The following is a 17,411-nucleotide window of genomic DNA, read 5'->3' on the forward strand; positions in this document are numbered from 1 at the left end:
CGCGGGCTAGGACTTTCCCGTCCGCGGCGGACACAATAAAGCCCGTGAGCGAGGAAAACAGCACCTTCATCCCGTCCCTGACCATCATCGGCGGCGGCCCCGGCGGCTACGAGGCCGCCATGGTGGCCGCGAAGCTGGGCGCCCGCGTGACCCTGGTCGAGCGCCAGGGGGTGGGCGGCGCGGCCGTCCTCACGGACGTGGTCCCCTCCAAGACGCTGATCGCCGCCGCCGACTCGATGCGCCGCGTGGGCGCCTCCGTGGACCTGGGCGTCGACCTCGGCGGGGGCGACGTCCACGCGGACATGGGCCGGGTCGGCCACCGCATCCTGAACCTGGCCCACGAGCAGTCCTCGGACATCCGCGCGGGCCTCGAGCGGGTCGGCGTCCGGGTGATCGACGGCGTGGGCCGCGTCGTCGGCCCCCACGAGGTGTCCGTCCGCGCCCTCGACGACGCCGACGCCGGCGCCGAGCCCGAGATCATCACCTCGGACGCGATCCTCGTGGCCGTCGGCGCGAGCCCCCGCGAGCTGCCCACCGCCGTCCCGGACGGCGAGCGGATCTTCAACTGGAAGCAGGTCTACAACCTCAAGGAGCTTCCCGAGCACCTGATCGTCGTGGGCTCCGGCGTCACCGGCGCCGAGTTCGCCTCGGCCTACAACCGCCTCGGCGCCAAGGTCACCCTCGTCTCCTCGCGCGACCGCGTGCTCCCCGGCGAGGACGCCGACGCCGCCGAGCTGCTCGAGAAGGTCTTCGAGGGCAATGGCCTCAGGGTGGTCTCCCGCTCCCGGGCCGAGTCCGTCGAGCGGACCGAGACCGGCGTGCGCGTGCACCTCTCCGGCGAGGGCGCCGAGGACACCCCGTCGATCGAGGGCTCCCACGCGCTGGTGGCCGTCGGCGGCGTGCCGAACACGGCGGGCCTCGGCCTCGACGACGTGGGCGTGAAGCTGACCGGCTCCGGCCACGTGCTCGTGGACGGCGTCTCCCGCACGTCCGTGCCGAGCATCTACGCGGCGGGCGACTGCACGGGCAAGCTCGCCCTCGCCTCGGTGGCGGCCATGCAGGGGCGCATCGCCGTCGCCCACCTGCTCGGCGACGCCCTCAAGCCGCTGCGCCCGCACCTGCTGGCCTCGAACATCTTCACCTCGCCGGAGATCGCCACCGTGGGTGTCTCGCAGGCGCAGGTGGACTCCGGCCAGTACCAGGCGGACGTGCTGCGCCTGGACTTCCACACCAACCCCCGCGCCAAGATGTCCGGCGCGGAGGAGGGGTTCGTGAAGATCTTCGCGCGACAGGGCTCCGGCACCGTGATCGGCGGCGTGGTGGTCTCGCCGCGCGCCTCCGAGCTGATCTACGCGCTCGCGCTCGCGGTCACGCACAAGCTGCACGTGGACGACCTCGCGGACACCTTCACCGTGTACCCGTCCATGTCCGGGTCGATCGCGGAGGCGGCCCGCCGCCTGCACGTGCGCATCTGACCCAGAGACGACTTTCGGTCGTGAGATAGGGCCTATCTCACGACCGAAAGCGTCCATTCCCCCGATGTCACGTTCGACAGTGCGGGCGGGGGCCCGGGCCCGCGGGGGCCGGGGTCAGCGTGCGGCGCGGCGCTCGCGGGCCGAGGTGACGGTGTCGAGGTCCGTGTGCCGGGTCTCGGGGGAGAGCGCCAGCGCGATGACGGTGATCGCCGAGGCGGCGGCCAGGTAGTAGCCGACGTAGGAGACGTCGAACCTCTGCACGAGCCAGGCGGCGATGAACGGGGTCAGCGCGGCGCCGAGGATCGAGGACACGTTGTAGGCGATGCCGGAGCCGGTGTAGCGCGTGTTCGTGGGGAACAGCTCGGGCAGCACCGCGGACATCGGCCCGAAGGTCAGGCCCATGAGCGTCATGCCCGTGGCCAGGAACGCCAGCATCAGCGGCACGTTCAGCTCCGCGCCCACGCCCATGTTCTCCGGCGAGAGCCACAGGCCGAACGAGAGGCCGAACAGCACCATGAGCACCGAGATCACGATCAGGGTCGGGCGGCGGCCGAAGCGGTCCGCCAGCAGGCCGGAGACCGGCACGAACGCGGCGAAGAACAGGATGCCGATCAGCTGCAGCACGAGGAACTCGGCGTAGGGGACGCCCAGGAAGCCGTTGGCCGGCTTGCCGATCGCGTAGGAGAGGATCCACGTGGTCATCAGGTAGAAGAGCACGTAGGTGGCGTACATGACGAAGGTGCCCAGGATCAGCTCCCACCAGTTGCGCCGGAACACCTCGCCCAGCGGCGCCTTCACGCGCTGGTCGCGGTCGAGGGCGCGCTGGAAGACCGGGGTCTCCTCGAGCTTGACGCGGACGTAGAGGCCCACGGCCACCATCACGATCGAGAGCAGGAACGGCACGCGCCACACCCACGTGAGGAACGGACCGTCGAGCACCGGACTCGTGGAGTCGTGACCGAAGCCGAGCACCAGCGCGAGGAACAGGCCGTTGGCCAGCAGGAAGCCGATCGGCGCGCCGAGCTGCGGCCACATGGCCGCCTGCGCGCGCTTGCCGTCCTTGGCGTACTCCGTGGCCAGCAGGGCGGCGCCGGACCACTCGCCGCCGAGCCCCAGGCCCTGGAAGAAGCGCAGCAGCGTCAGCATGGCCGGCGCCCACAGGCCGATCTGGAAGTACGTGGGCAGCAGGCCGATGAGGAACGTCGCGATGCCCATGGTCAGCAGCGAACCGATGAGCGTGGTCTTGCGGCCCACACGATCGCCCAGGTGGCCGAAGACGACGGCGCCCAGCGGCCGGGCGACGAACGCCGCGCCGAAGGTGGCCATGGAGGCCAGCAGGGCCGTGTTGTCGTCGCCGCCCGCGAAGAAGATCAGCGGGAACACCGAGACGGCGGCCGTGGCGTAGATGTAGAAGTCGTAGAACTCGATCGAGGTGCCCACGAGCGAGGCGATGATGACCCGCGAGCGGGGCACCTCCTCCGCGGTGGCGACCGCGTCCGACGTGAGATCGGTGGGGGCGCCCGGGTTCACGGGCGGGGTGGAGTGGGACATGGTGTCTCCCTGGTATGACGGGCACAGGGGGTCGCGAACGACCACGATGTGAGACGAAGATGCGTGTCAGGTTAAGCCTCGTCGCGCCGATCTGCGAGAGTCATGTCCCCGTCGTCCACCATGTGGAACCAGCCCACGACGCCGGCGCTCCCCGCCGTCGTCGCCGGCGGCTCACTCCGCGTCGGCGATGGTGGCGATCACCGTGCCGGCCGTGACCGTCTGGCCCGGCTCGACCTCGAGACCGCTGACCACGCCCGCGCGGTGGGCCGCGAGCGGCTGCTCCATCTTCATGGCCTCCACGACCACGATCAGGTCGCCCTCGGCCACGGTCTGGCCGTTCTCGGCGGCGACCTTCACCACGGTGCCCTGCATCGGGGCGGTCAGCGCGTCCGTGCTGACGGCCGCGGCCACCGGTGCGCCGCGCTTGCCGCGGGGCCGGCGTCGTCCCGCACCGGCCCGCTGGGCGGCGCCGGAGATCGTGTGCAGGGCCTCGCCCCACGTGGGCAGGGTGACGTCCACGCGCTTGCCGTTGACCTCCACGGTCACGGTGTGGCGTGCCTCGCGGGGGGCCGGCTCGGCCGGGGTGAGGGCGCTCGGCTCGATGTGGTTCGCAAACTCCGTCTCGATCCACCGGGTGTGCACCGAGAACGGCTCCTCCGAGCCGGCGATCTCGGGGGCGAAGGCGGGGTCGCGCACCACGGCGCGGTGGAAGGGCAGCACCGAGGGCATGCCGACGATCTCGGCCTCGCGCAGGGCGCGGGCGGCGCGCTGCAGGGCCTGGCGGCGGTCCGCGCCGGTGACGATCAGCTTGGCGACCATGGAGTCGAAGGCCCCGGAGACGGCCTCGCCCTCCACCACGCCGGAGTCCACGCGCACGCCCGGGCCGCTGGGCATGCGGAACGTGGTGAGCCGGCCGGGGGCGGGCAGGAAGTTGCGGCCCGGGTCCTCGCCGTTGAGGCGGAACTCGATCGAGTGGCCGCGGGGCCGCGGGTCCGTGTAGCCGAGGGCCTCGCCGCGGGCCAGGCGGAACTGCTCGCGCACGAGGTCGATGCCGGTGATCTCCTCGGAGACCGGGTGCTCCACCTGCAGACGCGTGTTCACCTCGAGGAAGGAGATGGTGCCGTCCTGGCCCACGAGGAACTCGCACGTGCCCGCGCCGACGTAGCCGGCCTCCTGCAGGATCGCCTTGGAGGACTCCACGAGGCGGGCGTTCTGCTCGTCCGTGAGGAACGGCGCCGGGGCCTCCTCCACGAGCTTCTGGTTGCGGCGCTGCAGCGAGCAGTCGCGGGTGGAGATCACGACGACGTCGCCGTGCACGTCCGCCAGGCACTGCGTCTCCACGTGGCGCGGCTTGTCCAGGAACCGCTCCACGAAGCACTCGCCCCGGCCGAACGCGGCCACGGCCTCACGGACCGCGGACTCGTAGAACTCGGGGATCTCCTCGCGCGTGCGGGCCACCTTGATGCCGCGGCCGCCGCCGCCGTAGGCCGCCTTGATGGCCACCGGCAGGCCGAACTCATCCGCGAACGCGACGACCTCCTCCGTGCCGGTCACGGGGGAGGTGGTGCCCGGCGCCAGCGGGGCACCGACCTTGGTGGCCAGCTGGCGGGCCGAGACCTTGTCGCCCAGCCGGTCGATCGCCTCGGCGGGCGGGCCGATCCACACGAGGCCGGCGTCAGCCACGGCGCGCGCGAAGTCCGCGTTCTCGGAGAGGAAGCCGTAGCCGGGGTGCACGGCGTCCGCGCCCGCGCGCTCGGCGGCGTCGAGGATCTTGCCGATCACCAGATAGGAGTCGGCGGCGGTCTCCCCGCCGAGGGCCACGGCCTCGTCCGCGAGCGTCACGTGCAGGGCGTCCCGGTCCGGCTCGGCGTAGACGGCCACGGAGGTCAGCCCCTCGTCCTGGCAGGCCCGGATGATGCGCACGGCGATCTCTCCGCGGTTGGCGATCAGCACCCGGGAGAACCGGCGCTCCGCCGCGGGGTCGACGGGCGGGACGACCGAGGCCTGCGGTGCGTCGGCGATGCTCATGGGCGATGGACTCCTCGGACGATCACGGCTGTGGGTGCGGGCGCCCCGTCCGGGGTCGTGCCCCTCACCCGGTGGGGCGAAGGGCGCGGGACGGCGCCGACTCTGACCAGCACCCTACTCGTTGTGGCGGAACCCTCCGAGGCACGCGGCCCTGTCGCGCCGGATCAGCGCTGCGCGTTGGAGGGTTCCCACAACCGGGTGAAGTCCCGGCCCAGGGCCGCCGTGGCCCGCCGCAGCCACGCCACGGACAGCCCGATCACCGCGTTGGGGTCCCCGTCCACGCCGTCCACGAGGGCCGCGCCCGCGCCGTCGACTGTGAACGCGCCCGCGCAGTGCAGCGGCTCGCCCGTGGCCACGTAGGCCTGGATCTCGGCCTCGGTGACGGCGCCGAAGCGCACGACGGCGGACACCACGCCCGCCTCCGCGGCCATCCCGGACCCGACCCCGGGCTCCGGCAGCACCAGGCCCAGCCAGTGGCCCGAATGCAGCACACCCTCCCGGCCGGCCTGGGCGCGCCAGCGCTCGACGGCGACCTCGGGCTCATAGGGCTTGCCGTGGGAGCGGCCCTCGAACTCGAACACGGAGTCGCAGCCGAGCACGAGCGTGGGCGCCTCGACGCCCGCGGCCGCCACCCGGGCGGCCACGTCGCGGCCCTTGGCCTCCGCCAGCAGGCCCGCCAGCTCCGCCGGCGACGGGTCGCCCGCCGCCGCGCCCACGGCCGCCTCGTCCACCCCCGAGACGACGACGCGGAACGGCACCCGCGCCCGGGTCAGGACCTCCGCTCGGCCGGGGGAGGCCGAGCCGAGCACCAGCCGCAGGCCCGTGCCGGGGCCGGCCGAGCCGTCGTCGTGCGGGATCACGCGAGCGCCTCCCGCAGGGTGTCCAGGCCCATGCCGCCCAGGCGCAGGGCCCGGGTGTGGAAGGCCTTGAGGTCGAAGTCGGCGCCCTCGGCCTGCTCGTGCTCGGCGCGGATCTGCTCCCAGATGCGCTGGCCCACCTTGTACGCCGGCGCCTGCCCCGGCCAGCCGAGGTAGCGCGTGAACTCGAAGCGGCGCTGGCCCTCGGAGATCATCAGGTGCTTGGCCAGGAACGCGTAGCCCTTCTCCGGGGTCCACGCGCCGCCGCCCTCGGACTCGGGGACGTCGAAGCCGCAGTGGTAGCCGATGTCGAACACGACGCGGGCCGCGCGCATGCGCTGCATGTCCAGCATGCCGAGGTGGTCGCCCGGGTCGTCGAGGAAGCCGAGCTCCTCCATGAGCTTCTCCGCGTACAGCGCCCAGCCCTCGCCGTGGCCGGACGTCCAGCAGAAGCTGCGGCGCCACAGGTTGAGGTTCTCCCGGTTCATCATGGCGGTGGCGATCTGCAGGTGATGGCCCGGCACGCCCTCGTGGTAGACCGTGGTGGTCTCCGCCCACGTGGTGAACTCGTCCTCGCCCGGGGGCACGGACCACCACATGCGGCCGGGCCGGGAGAAGTCGTCCGAGGGGCCGGTGTAGTAGATGCCGCCCTCCTGGGTGGGGGCGATCATGCACTCGAGCCGGTCCATCGGGGCCGGGATCTCGAAGTGCTCCTTCATGGCCTCGACCGCGTCGTCGGAGAGCCGCTGCATCCACGTGCGCAGGGCCTCGGTGCCCTTCAGGGTGCGCTCCGGGTCCGCGTCCAGGATCGCGCGCGCCTCCTCGATCGTGGCGCCCGGCCGGATGCGCTCGGCGTCCGCCTGCTGCGCGGCGATGATGCGGGCCAGCTCCTCCTGGCCCCAGCGGTAGGTCTCCTCGAGGTCGATCTCGGCGCCGAGGAAGACGCGGGAGGCCAGCCGGTAGTACTCGATCCCGACGCCGTCCGCCTCCGGGGCGTGCGGGCGCAGCTCGGCCTCGAGCGTGTCCGCGAAGTCGCGGTAGGCCTGCGCTGCGGTGTCCGCGCCGGAGCGGATGCGGGCGGCCAGGGCGTCGTCCACGACGTCGGCTGCCTCGGCCCGCTCGACCAGGCCCGGGAAGAACCCGCCCGCGGCGCCGTGGGCGCGGGCCTGTTCCACCACGATGTCCACCTGGCGCACCGCGGCCACGTGGCCGGCGTCGCGGGAGGCGAGCAGGGACTCGGTGTAGCCGCGCAGGGCGGCCGGCAGGTTCTCGAGGCGGCCGACGATGTGGCCCCACTGCTCCGCGGTGTCCGTGGGCATGAGGTCGAAGACCGCGCGGATGCCCTGGGCGGGGGAGGCGATGTTGTTCAGCTCGGTGCGGCCGGTCGCGTGGATCTCGCGCTCGAGGCCGATGCGCTCCTGCATGGCCGCCTTCGTGACGCGGTCCGTCTCATCCTGCGGCTCGAGCGCGGCCAGGTCCTCGAGCAGGCGGGCGTTGAGCTCGTCGTCGGCGCAGGCGCCGGCGGGGGAGAAGTCCGTGTACTCGGTCTCACGACCCGGGAAGCCGAGCTCGGTGGCGGTGTCCGGATGCAGGGCGAGGAGGTCGGTCACGTAGCGCTCGGCGAGCGCGTCGATGGCGGACGGGGTGCGGGCGCCGTCGGCGGCGGCCTCGGAGGTGTGCTGGGTCATACCGGCACTCTAGGCGCTGGCGCCCGCCCCCCGGCTCACTGCGGGCCCGCGCCCTGACGCCACTGGCCGCGGCCGGGCCGGGCCCACAGGCCCAGGTCGCCGCGACGGCGGAGCGTGCGGTCCAGGGGACGGGGGTCGGCGGCCGCGGCGGCGAGCCGGGCGGCTTCGGCCCGGGCCGCGGCGGCCGCCTCGAGGACGGCGGCCAGCGCGGCCATCTCCTCCGGCTCCAACTCTGGGCCGCTGAGCTGCAGCGGGTCGGCCGGCGCCGGCGTGGCCTGCGTCGACTCGTCGTTCTCGTCCGGGGCGCCCGGACCCAGCGGGGCGCTCACAGCGGCATGTTCCCGTGCTTCTTGGCGGGGCGGGCCTCGCGCTTGTGCAGGGTGGCGCGCAGGGCGCGGATGAGCTGGCCGCGGGTGGCGTGCGGGGGCACCACGGCGTCCACGTAGCCCAGCTCGGCGGCCTGGTACGGGTTGAGCAGCTCGGCCTCGTAGTCGGCCACGATCTCGGCCCGGCGCGCGTCGACGTCGCCGCCCGCCTCCGCCGTCGCCTTCAGGTCGCGCCGGTACAGGATGTTCACGGCGCCCTGGGCGCCCATCACGCCGATCTGCGCGCTCGGCCAGGCCAGGTTCAGGTCCGCGCCGAGCTTCTTGGAGCCCATCACGATGTACGCGCCGCCGAAGGCCTTGCGCGTGATCACGGTCAGCTTCGGCACGGTGGCCTCGGCGTAGGCGTAGATCAGCTTGGCGCCGCGGCGGATGATGCCGTTGAACTCCTGGTCCGTGCCGGGCAGGAACCCGGGCACGTCCACGAGGGTGATGATCGGGATGTTGAACGCGTCGCAGAAGCGCACGAACCGCGCGGCCTTCTCCGAGGCGGCGATGTCCAGGGTGCCGGCGAACTGCATCGGCTGGTTCGCGACGACGCCCACGCTCATGCCGTCCAGGCGGGCCAGGCCGGTGATCACGTTGGGCGCGTACAGCTCCTGCAGCTGCAGCAGGTGGCCCTCGTCCACGATCGAGGCGATGACCTCCAGCATGTCGTAGGGCTGGTTGGCGGAGTCCGGGACGATCTCGTCCAGGGCGAGGTCCTCGTCCGTGGGCTCCGGGTCCGCGGCCTCGAAGGTCGGGGCCTCCGCGAGGTTGTTGGAGGGCAGCAGCTCGAGCAGCTCCTGCACGTAGGCGATCGCGTCCTCCTCCGAGGAGGCCATGTAGTGGGCGGTGCCGGAGGTGGCGTTGTGCGAGCGGGCGCCGCCGAGGGTCTCCATGTCCACGTCCTCGCCCGTGACGGTCTTGATCACGTCCGGGCCGGTGATGAACATGTGCGAGGTCTGGTCCACCATCACCACGACGTCCGTCAGCGCCGGCGAATAGGCCGCGCCGCCGGCGGAGGGGCCCATGATCAGCGAGATCTGCGGGATCATGCCCGAGGCCAGGACGTTGTTCCGGAAGATGTCCGCGAACTGGGCGAGGGAGGCCACGCCCTCCTGGATGCGCGCGCCGCCGCCGTCGAGGATGCCGATCACGGGGCAGCCGTTGCGCGCGGCGAACTCCTGGACCTTCACGATCTTCTGCCCGTTGCGCTCGGACAGCGAGCCGCCGAACACGGTGAAGTCCTGCGAGTAGACGGCCACCTGGCGCCCGTCCACGGTGCCGAAGCCGGACACCAGGCCGTCGCCGGCCGGATGCTTGGCGTCCATGCCGAACGCGGTGGTGCGGTGCACGGCCAGCGCGTCCAGCTCCACGAAGGAGCCCTCGTCCAGGAGGAGGTCGATCCGCTCGCGCGCGGTGTGCTTGCCGCGAGCGTGCTGGCGCTCGACGGCGTCCGGGCCGCCGGGCGCGGCCGTCGCCTCGAGCCGCCGATGCAGGTCGGCCAGCCGGCCGGCCGTGGTGGTCAGGTCGGGATCGGTCACACGTCCTCCTTGTGGTGGTCCGCCAGATGCGGAGGCTCAGTCGGCCAGTGTACGGGCCGCCGCGGACGCCCACGGTTGGAGGAAGCCCACAAACGGCGAGGACGTCGGCCCGGACTGCCCGTCCGCGCGCCCCGGCGGCGGATCGGCCCGCCCAGCCCGCCCCCGGGGACGCCGTGTATATCTAGGGGCATGCAGCCCGACGACGCCCCCACACCGGATCTGACCTGGCTGGACTCCGCCGGCTCCACGCAGGATGAGCTCCTCGCACGGTTGGACCGCGAGGGGCACCGGCACGGTGCGGCCGTGGCCACCGCGGACCAGCGGGCCGGCCGGGGTCGGCACTCCCGCGTGTGGAGCGCCGCGCCGGGGGCGGCGCTCGCCCTGTCCGTGTACCTGCGTCCCGAGTCCGGCGGGGTGCCGGTCTCTCCGGCCCACCTGAGCTGGCTCTCGCTCGTCGCCTCCGCCACGGTCGCCGAGCGCCTCGCGGCCCGGGGCGTCCCGACGCACGTGAAGTGGCCGAACGACGTGCTCGCCACGGACGGGCGCAAGCTGTGCGGCGTGCTGGCCACGGTGGCGCTGTCCTCGGATGGCAAGGGGCCCGGCGTCGCCGTCGGGATGGGCGTGAACCTGGACCACCACGGGGCCGCCCCGGTGGACACCGCCACGGACCTGGCGGAGTGGATCGGCGCGGACGCCGTGCCCGCGCCCCGGGACCTCGCGGTCGAGCTGCGTGACGCCGTCGTGGCGGCCGTGGACCGCTTCGCCGCGGGCGTGGCGGGGCAGACGGCGCCCGTGGACGGGCGTCACCCCGCCGTGGCGGCCGTGGCGGACCGGCTCTCCACGCTGGGCCGCGCGGTGCGCGCCGAGCTGCCCGGCGGCGGCGTGCTGGAGGGCACGGCCGTGGGCCTCGGCCCCGGCGGCACCCTGCGGGTGAGGCACGTCACACCGGATCGTGGCACAATCGAGACCGAGGTCAGTGCGGGGGACGTGGCCCACCTGCGTGGAGACGTCCATCGCGGCGCATGACACATCCGTCCCGGTCAGGAGGTGACCGCCGTGCGACTCGAGCCCGGTGAGCAGGTGATGGTGCGCACCCGCACCCACCCGCGTGCGCTGCTGCGCCCCGCCGCGGTCCTCGTGGCCGTCGCGTTCCTGCTCGGCCTGGCCGTCGGCGTGCTCGCACGCCCCGACCTGCCCGGGATCGTCGCCGCGAACCGCGCCGTGCTCGAGGCGGTCGCGTGGGTGGTCGCGGCGCTCGTCCTGCTCCCCGGCACCATCCGCCCGCTGTGGCGCTGGGTCTTCCGGCGCACCGTGCTCACCGACCGCCGCATCCTCCAGGGCGCCGGCGTCGGCGGCTCCGGTGCCGCCATGCCGCTCGTGTCCATCGCCGACGTGCAGCGGCGCCGCCGCGGCTCGGGTGCCGGAGACCTGCACATCCTCTTCCAGGAGCCCGCCCGCCAGGTCCACTGGCGGCTGCGCGACGTCCCCGAGGCCGCGCGCTTCGAGGAGGCCCTGGCCCACCTCACCCGCCAGGCCCGCACCGCAACCTGGCCCGCCCCCGTCCCGACAGGAGACCTCCGATGAGCCGTCCGGAGACACCGGACACCGCACCGCTGCCGATCGTCCCGTCGGCCGAGGACGAGACCGCCCGCGACGTCGAGGAGCGCTCCGCCCAGCCCGCCGGCTGGACGAGCGCGATGCGCACGCTCGACGCCGGCCTGGTGGTGGGCCCGCGCGCCTACACCTCGCGGGAGGTGGCGCAGCGCCTCGGCGTCTCGATGGCCTCCGCCCGGAAGATCTGGCGTGCGCTGGGCTATCCGACGTCGCCGGAGGGGCACAAGGCCTTCACCGAGGCGGACATCGAGGCGTTCGAGTCCGTGCTCACGCTCGTACGCTCGGGGACGCTGAACGAGGACACCGCCATCTCGCTGGCCCGCTCGATCGGGCAGATGACGGACCGCATGGTGGTGTGGCAGATCGAGGCGCTCGTGGAGGACAAGATCGCCTCCGAGGGCCTGACGGACCCGGAGGCACGGCGGGCCGTCGTCGACATGCTCCCGGACATGGTCGGACCGCTCGAGAAGGCCATGCGGATCGTCTATCGGCGCCAGCTCAACCGCGCCGTCCAGCGCCTGACCGTGCGCGTGGAGGCCGGGCTGGCGGCCAGCGCCCAGGGCCGCGACGGCTCCGAGTCGGATGCGCCGCTGCCGCTGGCCCGCGCCGTCGGCTTCGCGGACATGGTCTCCTACACGACGCTCTCCCGGACCATGGACGACCGGACGCTGGCCCGCATGGTGCTGCGCTTCGAGTCCCTCGCCGCGGAGACCATCTCGGCCGGCGGCGGCTGGCTCGTGAAGACCATCGGCGACGAGGTCATGTTCAACGCCGAGACCCCCGAGGCCGGCGCCGCGATCGCGCTCTCCCTGGCCGAGACCATCGCCGCGGACGAGGAGCTGCCCTCGGCGCGCGTCGCCCTGACATGGGGACGGGTGCTCTCCCGCATGGGGGACATCTACGGGCCCACCGTGAACCTCGCCGCGCGGCTGACGTCCCTGGCCGATCCGGGTACCGTGCTCGTGGACGCCATGACCGCTGCGGCCCTGTCCCGGGACGAGCGCTTCGTGCTCGTCCCGCAGCCGCCCAGGATCGTCCGCGGGTTCGGAGAGGTCCGCCCCTCCCTGCTCTTGGACGGGTCGGCCCAGACCCTGCTCGCCGACTGATCGAGGACCCCGTGGACCCCCGCCCCGAGACCCCGTCCGCGCCGCGGCCCCAGGCCGCGGGCGCCACCCACGTGGGCGCCGTCCGCGACCTGAACGAGGACGCGTGGACCCTCGTCGGGGAGCCGCTGGTGCTCGCCGCCGTGGCCGACGGCATGGGCGGGCACGAGGCCGGCGAGGTGGCCTCGGCCGCCGCGATCGAGACCCTGCGCCGCCGCGCCCCCGAGGTGCTCGCCCCGGGCACGGCCCACACGCCCCAGGAGCTCGGCCACCTGATCCACGAGGCGGACGCCGCCGTCGTCGAGGCCGGGCTGGGGCGCTCCGGCACCACCCTGACCGTCCTGGCCTGCCTGGACACGGAGCGCGGCCGCTGGGCTGTGGCCAACGTCGGCGACTCCCGGGTGTACCTGCGGCCCGTCGGCTCGCCGGTGCTCCAGCAGCTCACGGTGGACCACTCGGCGGTCCAGATGCTCGTCGACGCGGGGGAGCTCACCCCCGCCGAAGCCCGCGTCCACCCGCGCCGCAACGTCATCACCCGCGCGCTCGGCTCGCGCGAGGCGCTCACGGTGGACGTGGCCGAGGTCCCCCTCGCCTCCGGGGACCTCGTCCTGCTGTGCAGCGACGGCCTGACCGGCGAGCTGCTGGACGAGGAGATCCGCGCGCTGATCGACGACGCCGACACCCTCGAGGACGCCCTCGAGAAGCTCATCGGCGCCGCCCTGTGGCGCGGCGGCCGGGACAACATCACGGCGGTGCTCGTGCGCATCCCCTGACCCGGGTGCGCCGTCCGGGACGCCGACTACGCTGGGCCGGGTGAGCACCCCCAAGGAATCCGCCGCCCAGCCCGATCCGCAGGACATCCCCGCCGCGGACCTGCGGGAGGAGTACGAGGACCTCGTGGAGCGGGTCCGCGCCGCCCGGACCGCCTACTACCAGCGGGACGCCCCGGAGATCTCGGACGCCGAGTACGACGCGCTGTACCGCCGCCTCGAGGACCTCGAGGCCCTGCACCCCGAGCTCGTGGCCAACGACTCGCCCACCCAGGAGGTCGGCGGCGAGGTCTCGGAGGCGTTCGCCCCCGTCCGGCACGGGGCCCGCATGTACTCGCTCGAGGACCTGTTCTCCATCGAGGAGCTCGAGGTCTGGTTCCGCCGCGCGGCGCAGGCCCTGACGCAGGTGCGACCGGGCGTGGCGCCCCGCTGGCTCGTGGAGGTGAAGATCGACGGGCTCGCCGTCGCCCTGCGCTACCGGGACGGGCGGCTCGTGCAGGCCGCCACCCGCGGCGACGGCGTCACGGGCGAGGACGTCACCGCCAACGTGCGCACCATCGGGGACATCCCGCACGAGCTCTCCGGCGAGGGCTGGCCCGCCGAGTTCGAGGTGCGCGGCGAGGTGTTCATGTCCTCCGCCGCCTTCGCCGAGCTCAACGCGCGCCGTGCGGAGGAGGGCCAGACGCCGTTCGCGAATCCGCGCAACGCCGCCGCCGGCGCCCTGCGTCAGAAGGACCCGGCCGTCACCGCGCAGCGCCCGCTGGCCATGTTCGTGCACGGCATCGGCTCGGTCGAGGCGTTCGGGCTGGAGTCCCAGCACGAGGTGTACGACGCGCTCGCGGGCTGGGGCCTGCCCGTCAGCCCCTACACCCGGCTGGTGGAGGGCGCGGACGAGGAGGCACTGGCCGCCGTCGTCGCGGTGATCGAGGAGTACGGCCGGCGCCGGCACGAGCTGATCCACGAGATCGACGGCATCGTGCTGAAGGCGGACGCGTTCGCGGACCAGCGCTACCTCGGCCACACCTCCCGCGTGCCCCGCTGGGCCGCGGCGTACAAGTACCCGCCGGAGGAGGTGCACACGCTGCTGCGGGACATCGCGGTCTCGGTGGGCCGCACCGGACGGGTGACCCCGTTCGCGGTGATGGAGCCGGTCACCGTGGCCGGGTCCACCGTCTCCCTGGCCACCCTGCACAACCAGGACGTGGTCAAGGCCAAGGGCGTGCTGATCGGGGACACCGTGGTGGTGCGCAAGGCCGGGGACGTGATCCCCGAGGTCGTGGGCCCCGTGCTGCCGCTGCGCGAGAAGGCGATCGAGGCGGGCCGGGAGCTGCGCGAGTTCGTCATGCCCACGCACTGCCCCTCGTGCGGCACGCCGCTGGCCCCGGCCAAGGAGGGGGACGTGGACCTGCGCTGCCCCAACGCCCGCTCCTGCCCGGCCCAGCTGGCCGGTCGCGTCGAGCACCTGGCCAGCCGCGGCGCGTTCGACGTGGAGGCGCTCGGCGAGGAGGCCGCCCGCTGGCTCGTCCAGGGCCCCGGCGAGGACCCGGCCGAGCACGAGGGGCAGGTGCGCCCCGAGGGTCCCGGCCCCATCACGGCGGAGGCGCAGATCTTCGACCTCGCCTCCGGCACGCCGGAGGAGATCACGGGCCCCCGCGGCGAGGACGGGCTGACGGACCTGCAGCGCTCCCTCGGCGAGGTCCGCGTGTGGCGCGAGGGCCGTACGAAGGTGGACTGCCGCATGGTGCCCTCGGGCGTGTTCACGCTCAAGCCGTACTTCTTCACCGCCGCCACCGCGAAGAAGCCGTCCGCGCCCACGGCCAACACGCTCCGCCTGTTCGACGAGCTCGAGAAGGCCAAGTCCCAGCCGCTGTGGCGCACCCTCGTGGCGCTGTCCATCCGGCACGTGGGCCCGACGGCGGCCCGCTCGCTGGCCACGGCGTTCGGCTCGATGGCGGCGCTGCGCGCGGCGGCCGAGGCCGGCGACCGGGACCGGTTGGCCGAGATCGACGGCGTCGGTCCGATCATCGCGGACGCGCTCATCGAGTGGTTCGCCGAGGACTGGCACCGGGAGATCGTGGACCGCTGGGCCGCGGCGGGCGTGGTCATGGAGGACGAGCAGGACGAGTCGACCCCGCGCACGCTCGAGGGCCTGACCGTGGTGGTCACCGGCTCGCTCGAGGGCTTCTCCCGCGACTCCGCGAAGGAGGCGATCCTCGTGCGCGGCGGCAAGGCCTCCGGGTCCGTGTCCAAGAAGACCGACTTCCTGGTGGCCGGCGAGGCCGCCGGCTCCAAGCTGGACAAGGCGCAGTCCCTCGGCGTGCCCGTGCTGGACGAGGCCGGGTTCACGGCGCTGCTGGCCGGTGGCCCGGACGCGGTGCGCCCGGCGGACACGGACGACGCCCCCGACGGCGCCGCAGAGGGGGAGGCCTCGGCATGAGCGCGCGCACCACGGTCCCGGGCCTGCTCGTGGTCGCCAAGGCCGCCGCGCGCGCCGGCGCGGACGTCCTGGCCCGGCGCTGGACCGGTCACCACCCGGCCGTCCCGCTGGGCATCGAGGAGATCGGCGCGCAGACGAAGTCCTCCGGCTCCGACTGGGTCACCGACTACGACCGCCGCGCCGAGCAGGCCGTCCGGGAGGTCGTCGCCGGCTACCGCCCCTCGGACGAGATCACCGGCGAGGAGTACGGCGCCACCCGTCCGGCCGAGCCGTCCGGGTACCGCTGGTCCATCGACCCGCTGGATGGCACCACGAACTTCGTGCGCGGGCTTCCGCAGTTCTGCACCTCGGTGGCCGTCACCGGCCCGGTGGACGCCGAGACCGCCGACCTGCTGGGGGTGGCCGAGGGCACCGAACGCTGGCTGGCCGGCGTCGTGGCGGCGCCCGCGCTGGGGCGCACCTGGTACGCGAGCGCGGGCCGGGGCGCCTTCAGCACCGCGGACGCGACGACGGCGGGCGTGGACCTGCCCGACCGCGATGCCGCCCCCGTGCGGCTCACCGGTCCCCTGCCCGGACGCTCGGGGCGACTGCTCGCCACCGGCTTCGGCTACGACCCCGCCCGCCGGGCCCTGCAGGTGCGGGCGCTCGCGGCCCTGCTGCCCGCGTTCGGGGACGTGCGACGGATCGGCTCGGCGGCGCTGGATCTGTGCATGGTCGCCGACGGCACCCTGGACGCGTACGCCGAGTTCGGCACGCAGGAGTACGACTGGGCCGCCGGCGCGTTGGTGGCGGAGGAGGCCGGCGTCGCGGTGACGCGGCCCGCCTCGGCGGACGGCACGGCACATCCTGACTGGATGGTGGCCGGCGACGTGGACGGGTCCGCCCTGGCCGCCGTGACGGGGGAGAGGGCATGAGACGGATCGTCGGAGACCCGTGGTTCTACCCGGTCCTGTTCGTGGCCGGCGGACTGACGTTCATGATCGCGGGGACGCGCCTGCAGCAGGTCGGGATGATCGTGGCCGGGCTCGTCCTGGCCGGCTACGCGGTCACGTACCGGTGGGCGGTCCGGGTCCGCTCGCGGCCGTTCGCCGGCGCGCAGGCGCACGTCGAGCGCGGCGGCGTCGTCGTGTTCTGGCGGCCGGGCTGTTCGTTCACGAGGCGGCTGGTCAAGGAACTGACGGCGCAGGAGCGGGAGCGCGCCTACTGGGTGAACATCTGGCAGGAGCCGGCGGCCGCGACGTTCCTCGCGGGGCTGCACGAGGCGCGCGACGGCCACCCCCACCAGGCCGTGCCCACCGCCTGGCTGCGCCGGCGCGACTACGTCGTGGCCACGGACGCGACCCGCGCCCGCCTGAAGGACACGCTGCGCCAGCACGCCGGAGGCGACGCATGAGCGCCCTCGTCCGCCCGCTGCGCCCCGAGGACCACGAGGCGGTCGCCGAGCTCACCCTGGCGTCCTATGTCGACGGCGGCCACATCGCCCCCGACGACGCCTACGTGAAGACCCTCATGGACGTGGCCGACCGGGCCGGCCGCGCGGAGGTGCTCGTGGCCGAGGTCGACGGCGAGGTGGCCGGGTCCGTGGTGCTCACCCCGCCCGGCTCGCCCCTGGCCGAGACCTCCGGCGACGGGGAGTACGAGTTCCGCATGCTCGCCGTGCACCCGCGGTTCCACCGCCGCGGGGTGGGCGGCGCCCTGCTGGCCGAGATCGTGGCGCGGGCCCGCGCCGAGAAGGGCGTGGACGCCGTCGTGCTGACCACCATGCCCTCCATGACCGACGCCCACCGGATGTACGAGCGCGCCGGCTTCGTGCGCGTCCCGGAGCGGGACTGGCTCCTCGCGGACGTGGTGCCGGACCTCGACCCGGCCGACGAGACCGGCCCGTTCCTCGTCTACCGGCTCGCGCTGGACTGACCCCGGGCGGGACATCGGCACCGGGACCCCATTCGGGGCGGGAAATCCCTGTCATGCGGGCCCGG

The 17,411-nt window shown here is 74.0% G+C and carries 15 protein-coding genes; 9 read left to right on the forward strand and 6 right to left on the reverse strand.

The annotated features are described in order from the left end of the window. Positions 1–44 precede the first annotated feature (44 nt). Positions 45–1,475, forward strand: a complete 1,431-nt coding sequence (locus tag AC0VX0_RS02650) for an NAD(P)H-quinone dehydrogenase (protein ID WP_036317419.1) — start codon at positions 45–47, stop codon at positions 1,473–1,475. Between the two features lie 114 nt (positions 1,476–1,589). Here the strand turns inward: AC0VX0_RS02650 and AC0VX0_RS02655 are convergent, their stop codons facing one another. The 6 genes from AC0VX0_RS02655 to AC0VX0_RS02680 form a co-directional block, all read right to left on the reverse strand. Continuing rightward, complete coding sequence (locus tag AC0VX0_RS02655; protein ID WP_336637544.1) at positions 1,590–3,026, reverse strand: MFS transporter; 1,437 nt, start codon at positions 3,024–3,026, stop codon at positions 1,590–1,592. Positions 3,027–3,197: 171 nt separating this feature from the next. Beyond that, positions 3,198–5,054, reverse strand: coding sequence for an acetyl/propionyl/methylcrotonyl-CoA carboxylase subunit alpha (locus AC0VX0_RS02660; RefSeq protein WP_465098271.1), 1,857 nt, complete (start codon positions 5,052–5,054; stop codon positions 3,198–3,200). Between the two features lie 164 nt (positions 5,055–5,218). Further along, entirely contained in the window at positions 5,219–5,914 is a 696-nt protein-coding gene (locus AC0VX0_RS02665) for a Maf family protein (protein ID WP_129866988.1), read from the reverse strand. Then, entirely contained in the window at positions 5,911–7,599 is a 1,689-nt protein-coding gene (locus tag AC0VX0_RS02670) for a DUF885 domain-containing protein (RefSeq protein WP_221845073.1), read from the reverse strand. Before AC0VX0_RS02670 ends, AC0VX0_RS02665 begins: the two co-directional genes overlap by 4 nt. A 35-nt stretch (positions 7,600–7,634) precedes the next feature. Beyond that, on the reverse strand, positions 7,635–7,928 hold the full coding sequence (locus AC0VX0_RS02675; RefSeq protein WP_257643200.1) for a hypothetical protein: 294 nt from the start codon (positions 7,926–7,928) through the stop codon (positions 7,635–7,637). Then, positions 7,925–9,508, reverse strand: coding sequence for an acyl-CoA carboxylase subunit beta (locus tag AC0VX0_RS02680; RefSeq protein WP_041103546.1), 1,584 nt, complete (start codon positions 9,506–9,508; stop codon positions 7,925–7,927). The genes AC0VX0_RS02675 and AC0VX0_RS02680 overlap by 4 nt, the downstream gene beginning before the upstream one ends. A 189-nt stretch (positions 9,509–9,697) precedes the next feature. Between AC0VX0_RS02680 and AC0VX0_RS02685 the strand changes: the two genes are divergently transcribed. Genes AC0VX0_RS02685 through AC0VX0_RS02720 form a run of 8 tightly spaced genes read left to right on the forward strand, consistent with a single transcriptional unit; the run spans position 9,698 to position 17,346 of the window. Continuing rightward, positions 9,698–10,534: a biotin--[acetyl-CoA-carboxylase] ligase gene (locus AC0VX0_RS02685; RefSeq protein ID WP_158184624.1), complete on the forward strand. Its 837-nt coding sequence runs from the start codon at positions 9,698–9,700 to the stop codon at positions 10,532–10,534. A gap of 30 nt (positions 10,535–10,564) precedes the next feature. Further along, entirely contained in the window at positions 10,565–11,092 is a 528-nt protein-coding gene (locus tag AC0VX0_RS02690; protein WP_158184623.1) for a PH domain-containing protein, read from the forward strand. Further along, a complete protein-coding gene (locus AC0VX0_RS02695; protein WP_041103544.1) occupies positions 11,089–12,228 on the forward strand; it encodes an adenylate/guanylate cyclase domain-containing protein in 1,140 nt (379 codons plus the stop codon). The genes AC0VX0_RS02690 and AC0VX0_RS02695 overlap by 4 nt, the downstream gene beginning before the upstream one ends. Positions 12,229–12,239: 11 nt before the next feature. Beyond that, positions 12,240–12,998, forward strand: coding sequence for a PP2C family protein-serine/threonine phosphatase (locus AC0VX0_RS02700; RefSeq protein WP_020625514.1), 759 nt, complete (start codon positions 12,240–12,242; stop codon positions 12,996–12,998). A gap of 40 nt (positions 12,999–13,038) precedes the next feature. Beyond that, complete coding sequence (gene ligA, locus AC0VX0_RS02705) at positions 13,039–15,432, forward strand: NAD-dependent DNA ligase LigA (RefSeq protein WP_020625515.1); 2,394 nt, start codon at positions 13,039–13,041, stop codon at positions 15,430–15,432. Then, on the forward strand, positions 15,429–16,346 hold the full coding sequence (locus AC0VX0_RS02710) for an inositol monophosphatase family protein (protein WP_020625516.1): 918 nt from the start codon (positions 15,429–15,431) through the stop codon (positions 16,344–16,346). The genes ligA and AC0VX0_RS02710 overlap by 4 nt, the downstream gene beginning before the upstream one ends. Continuing rightward, positions 16,343–16,825 carry a hypothetical protein gene (locus AC0VX0_RS02715; protein WP_095695461.1) on the forward strand — a complete coding sequence of 161 codons (483 nt, stop codon included), beginning with the start codon at positions 16,343–16,345 and terminating at the stop codon, positions 16,823–16,825. The genes AC0VX0_RS02710 and AC0VX0_RS02715 overlap by 4 nt, the downstream gene beginning before the upstream one ends. Beyond that, a complete protein-coding gene (locus AC0VX0_RS02720; protein WP_095347191.1) occupies positions 16,822–17,346 on the forward strand; it encodes a GNAT family N-acetyltransferase in 525 nt (174 codons plus the stop codon). The genes AC0VX0_RS02715 and AC0VX0_RS02720 overlap by 4 nt, the downstream gene beginning before the upstream one ends. The last annotated feature ends 65 nt before the right edge of the window (positions 17,347–17,411 follow it).

The sequence above is a fragment of the Micrococcus sp. iso_26 genome (genome assembly GCF_056172975.1).

Excerpts from the sequence above, each read along its gene's own strand:
- AC0VX0_RS02695 (WP_041103544.1), top strand. The coding sequence starts at position 11,089 with ATGAGCCGTCCGGAGACACCGGACACCGCACCGCTGCCGATCGTCCCG.
- AC0VX0_RS02670 (WP_221845073.1), bottom strand. The coding sequence starts at position 7,599 with ATGACCCAGCACACCTCCGAGGCCGCCGCCGACGGCGCCCGCACCCCG.
- AC0VX0_RS02685 (WP_158184624.1), top strand. The coding sequence starts at position 9,698 with ATGCAGCCCGACGACGCCCCCACACCGGATCTGACCTGGCTGGACTCC.
- AC0VX0_RS02720 (WP_095347191.1), top strand. The coding sequence starts at position 16,822 with ATGAGCGCCCTCGTCCGCCCGCTGCGCCCCGAGGACCACGAGGCGGTC.
- AC0VX0_RS02710 (WP_020625516.1), top strand. The coding sequence starts at position 15,429 with ATGAGCGCGCGCACCACGGTCCCGGGCCTGCTCGTGGTCGCCAAGGCC.
- AC0VX0_RS02660 (WP_465098271.1), bottom strand. The coding sequence starts at position 5,054 with ATGAGCATCGCCGACGCACCGCAGGCCTCGGTCGTCCCGCCCGTCGAC.
- AC0VX0_RS02715 (WP_095695461.1), top strand. The coding sequence starts at position 16,343 with ATGAGACGGATCGTCGGAGACCCGTGGTTCTACCCGGTCCTGTTCGTG.
- AC0VX0_RS02655 (WP_336637544.1), bottom strand. The coding sequence starts at position 3,026 with ATGTCCCACTCCACCCCGCCCGTGAACCCGGGCGCCCCCACCGATCTC.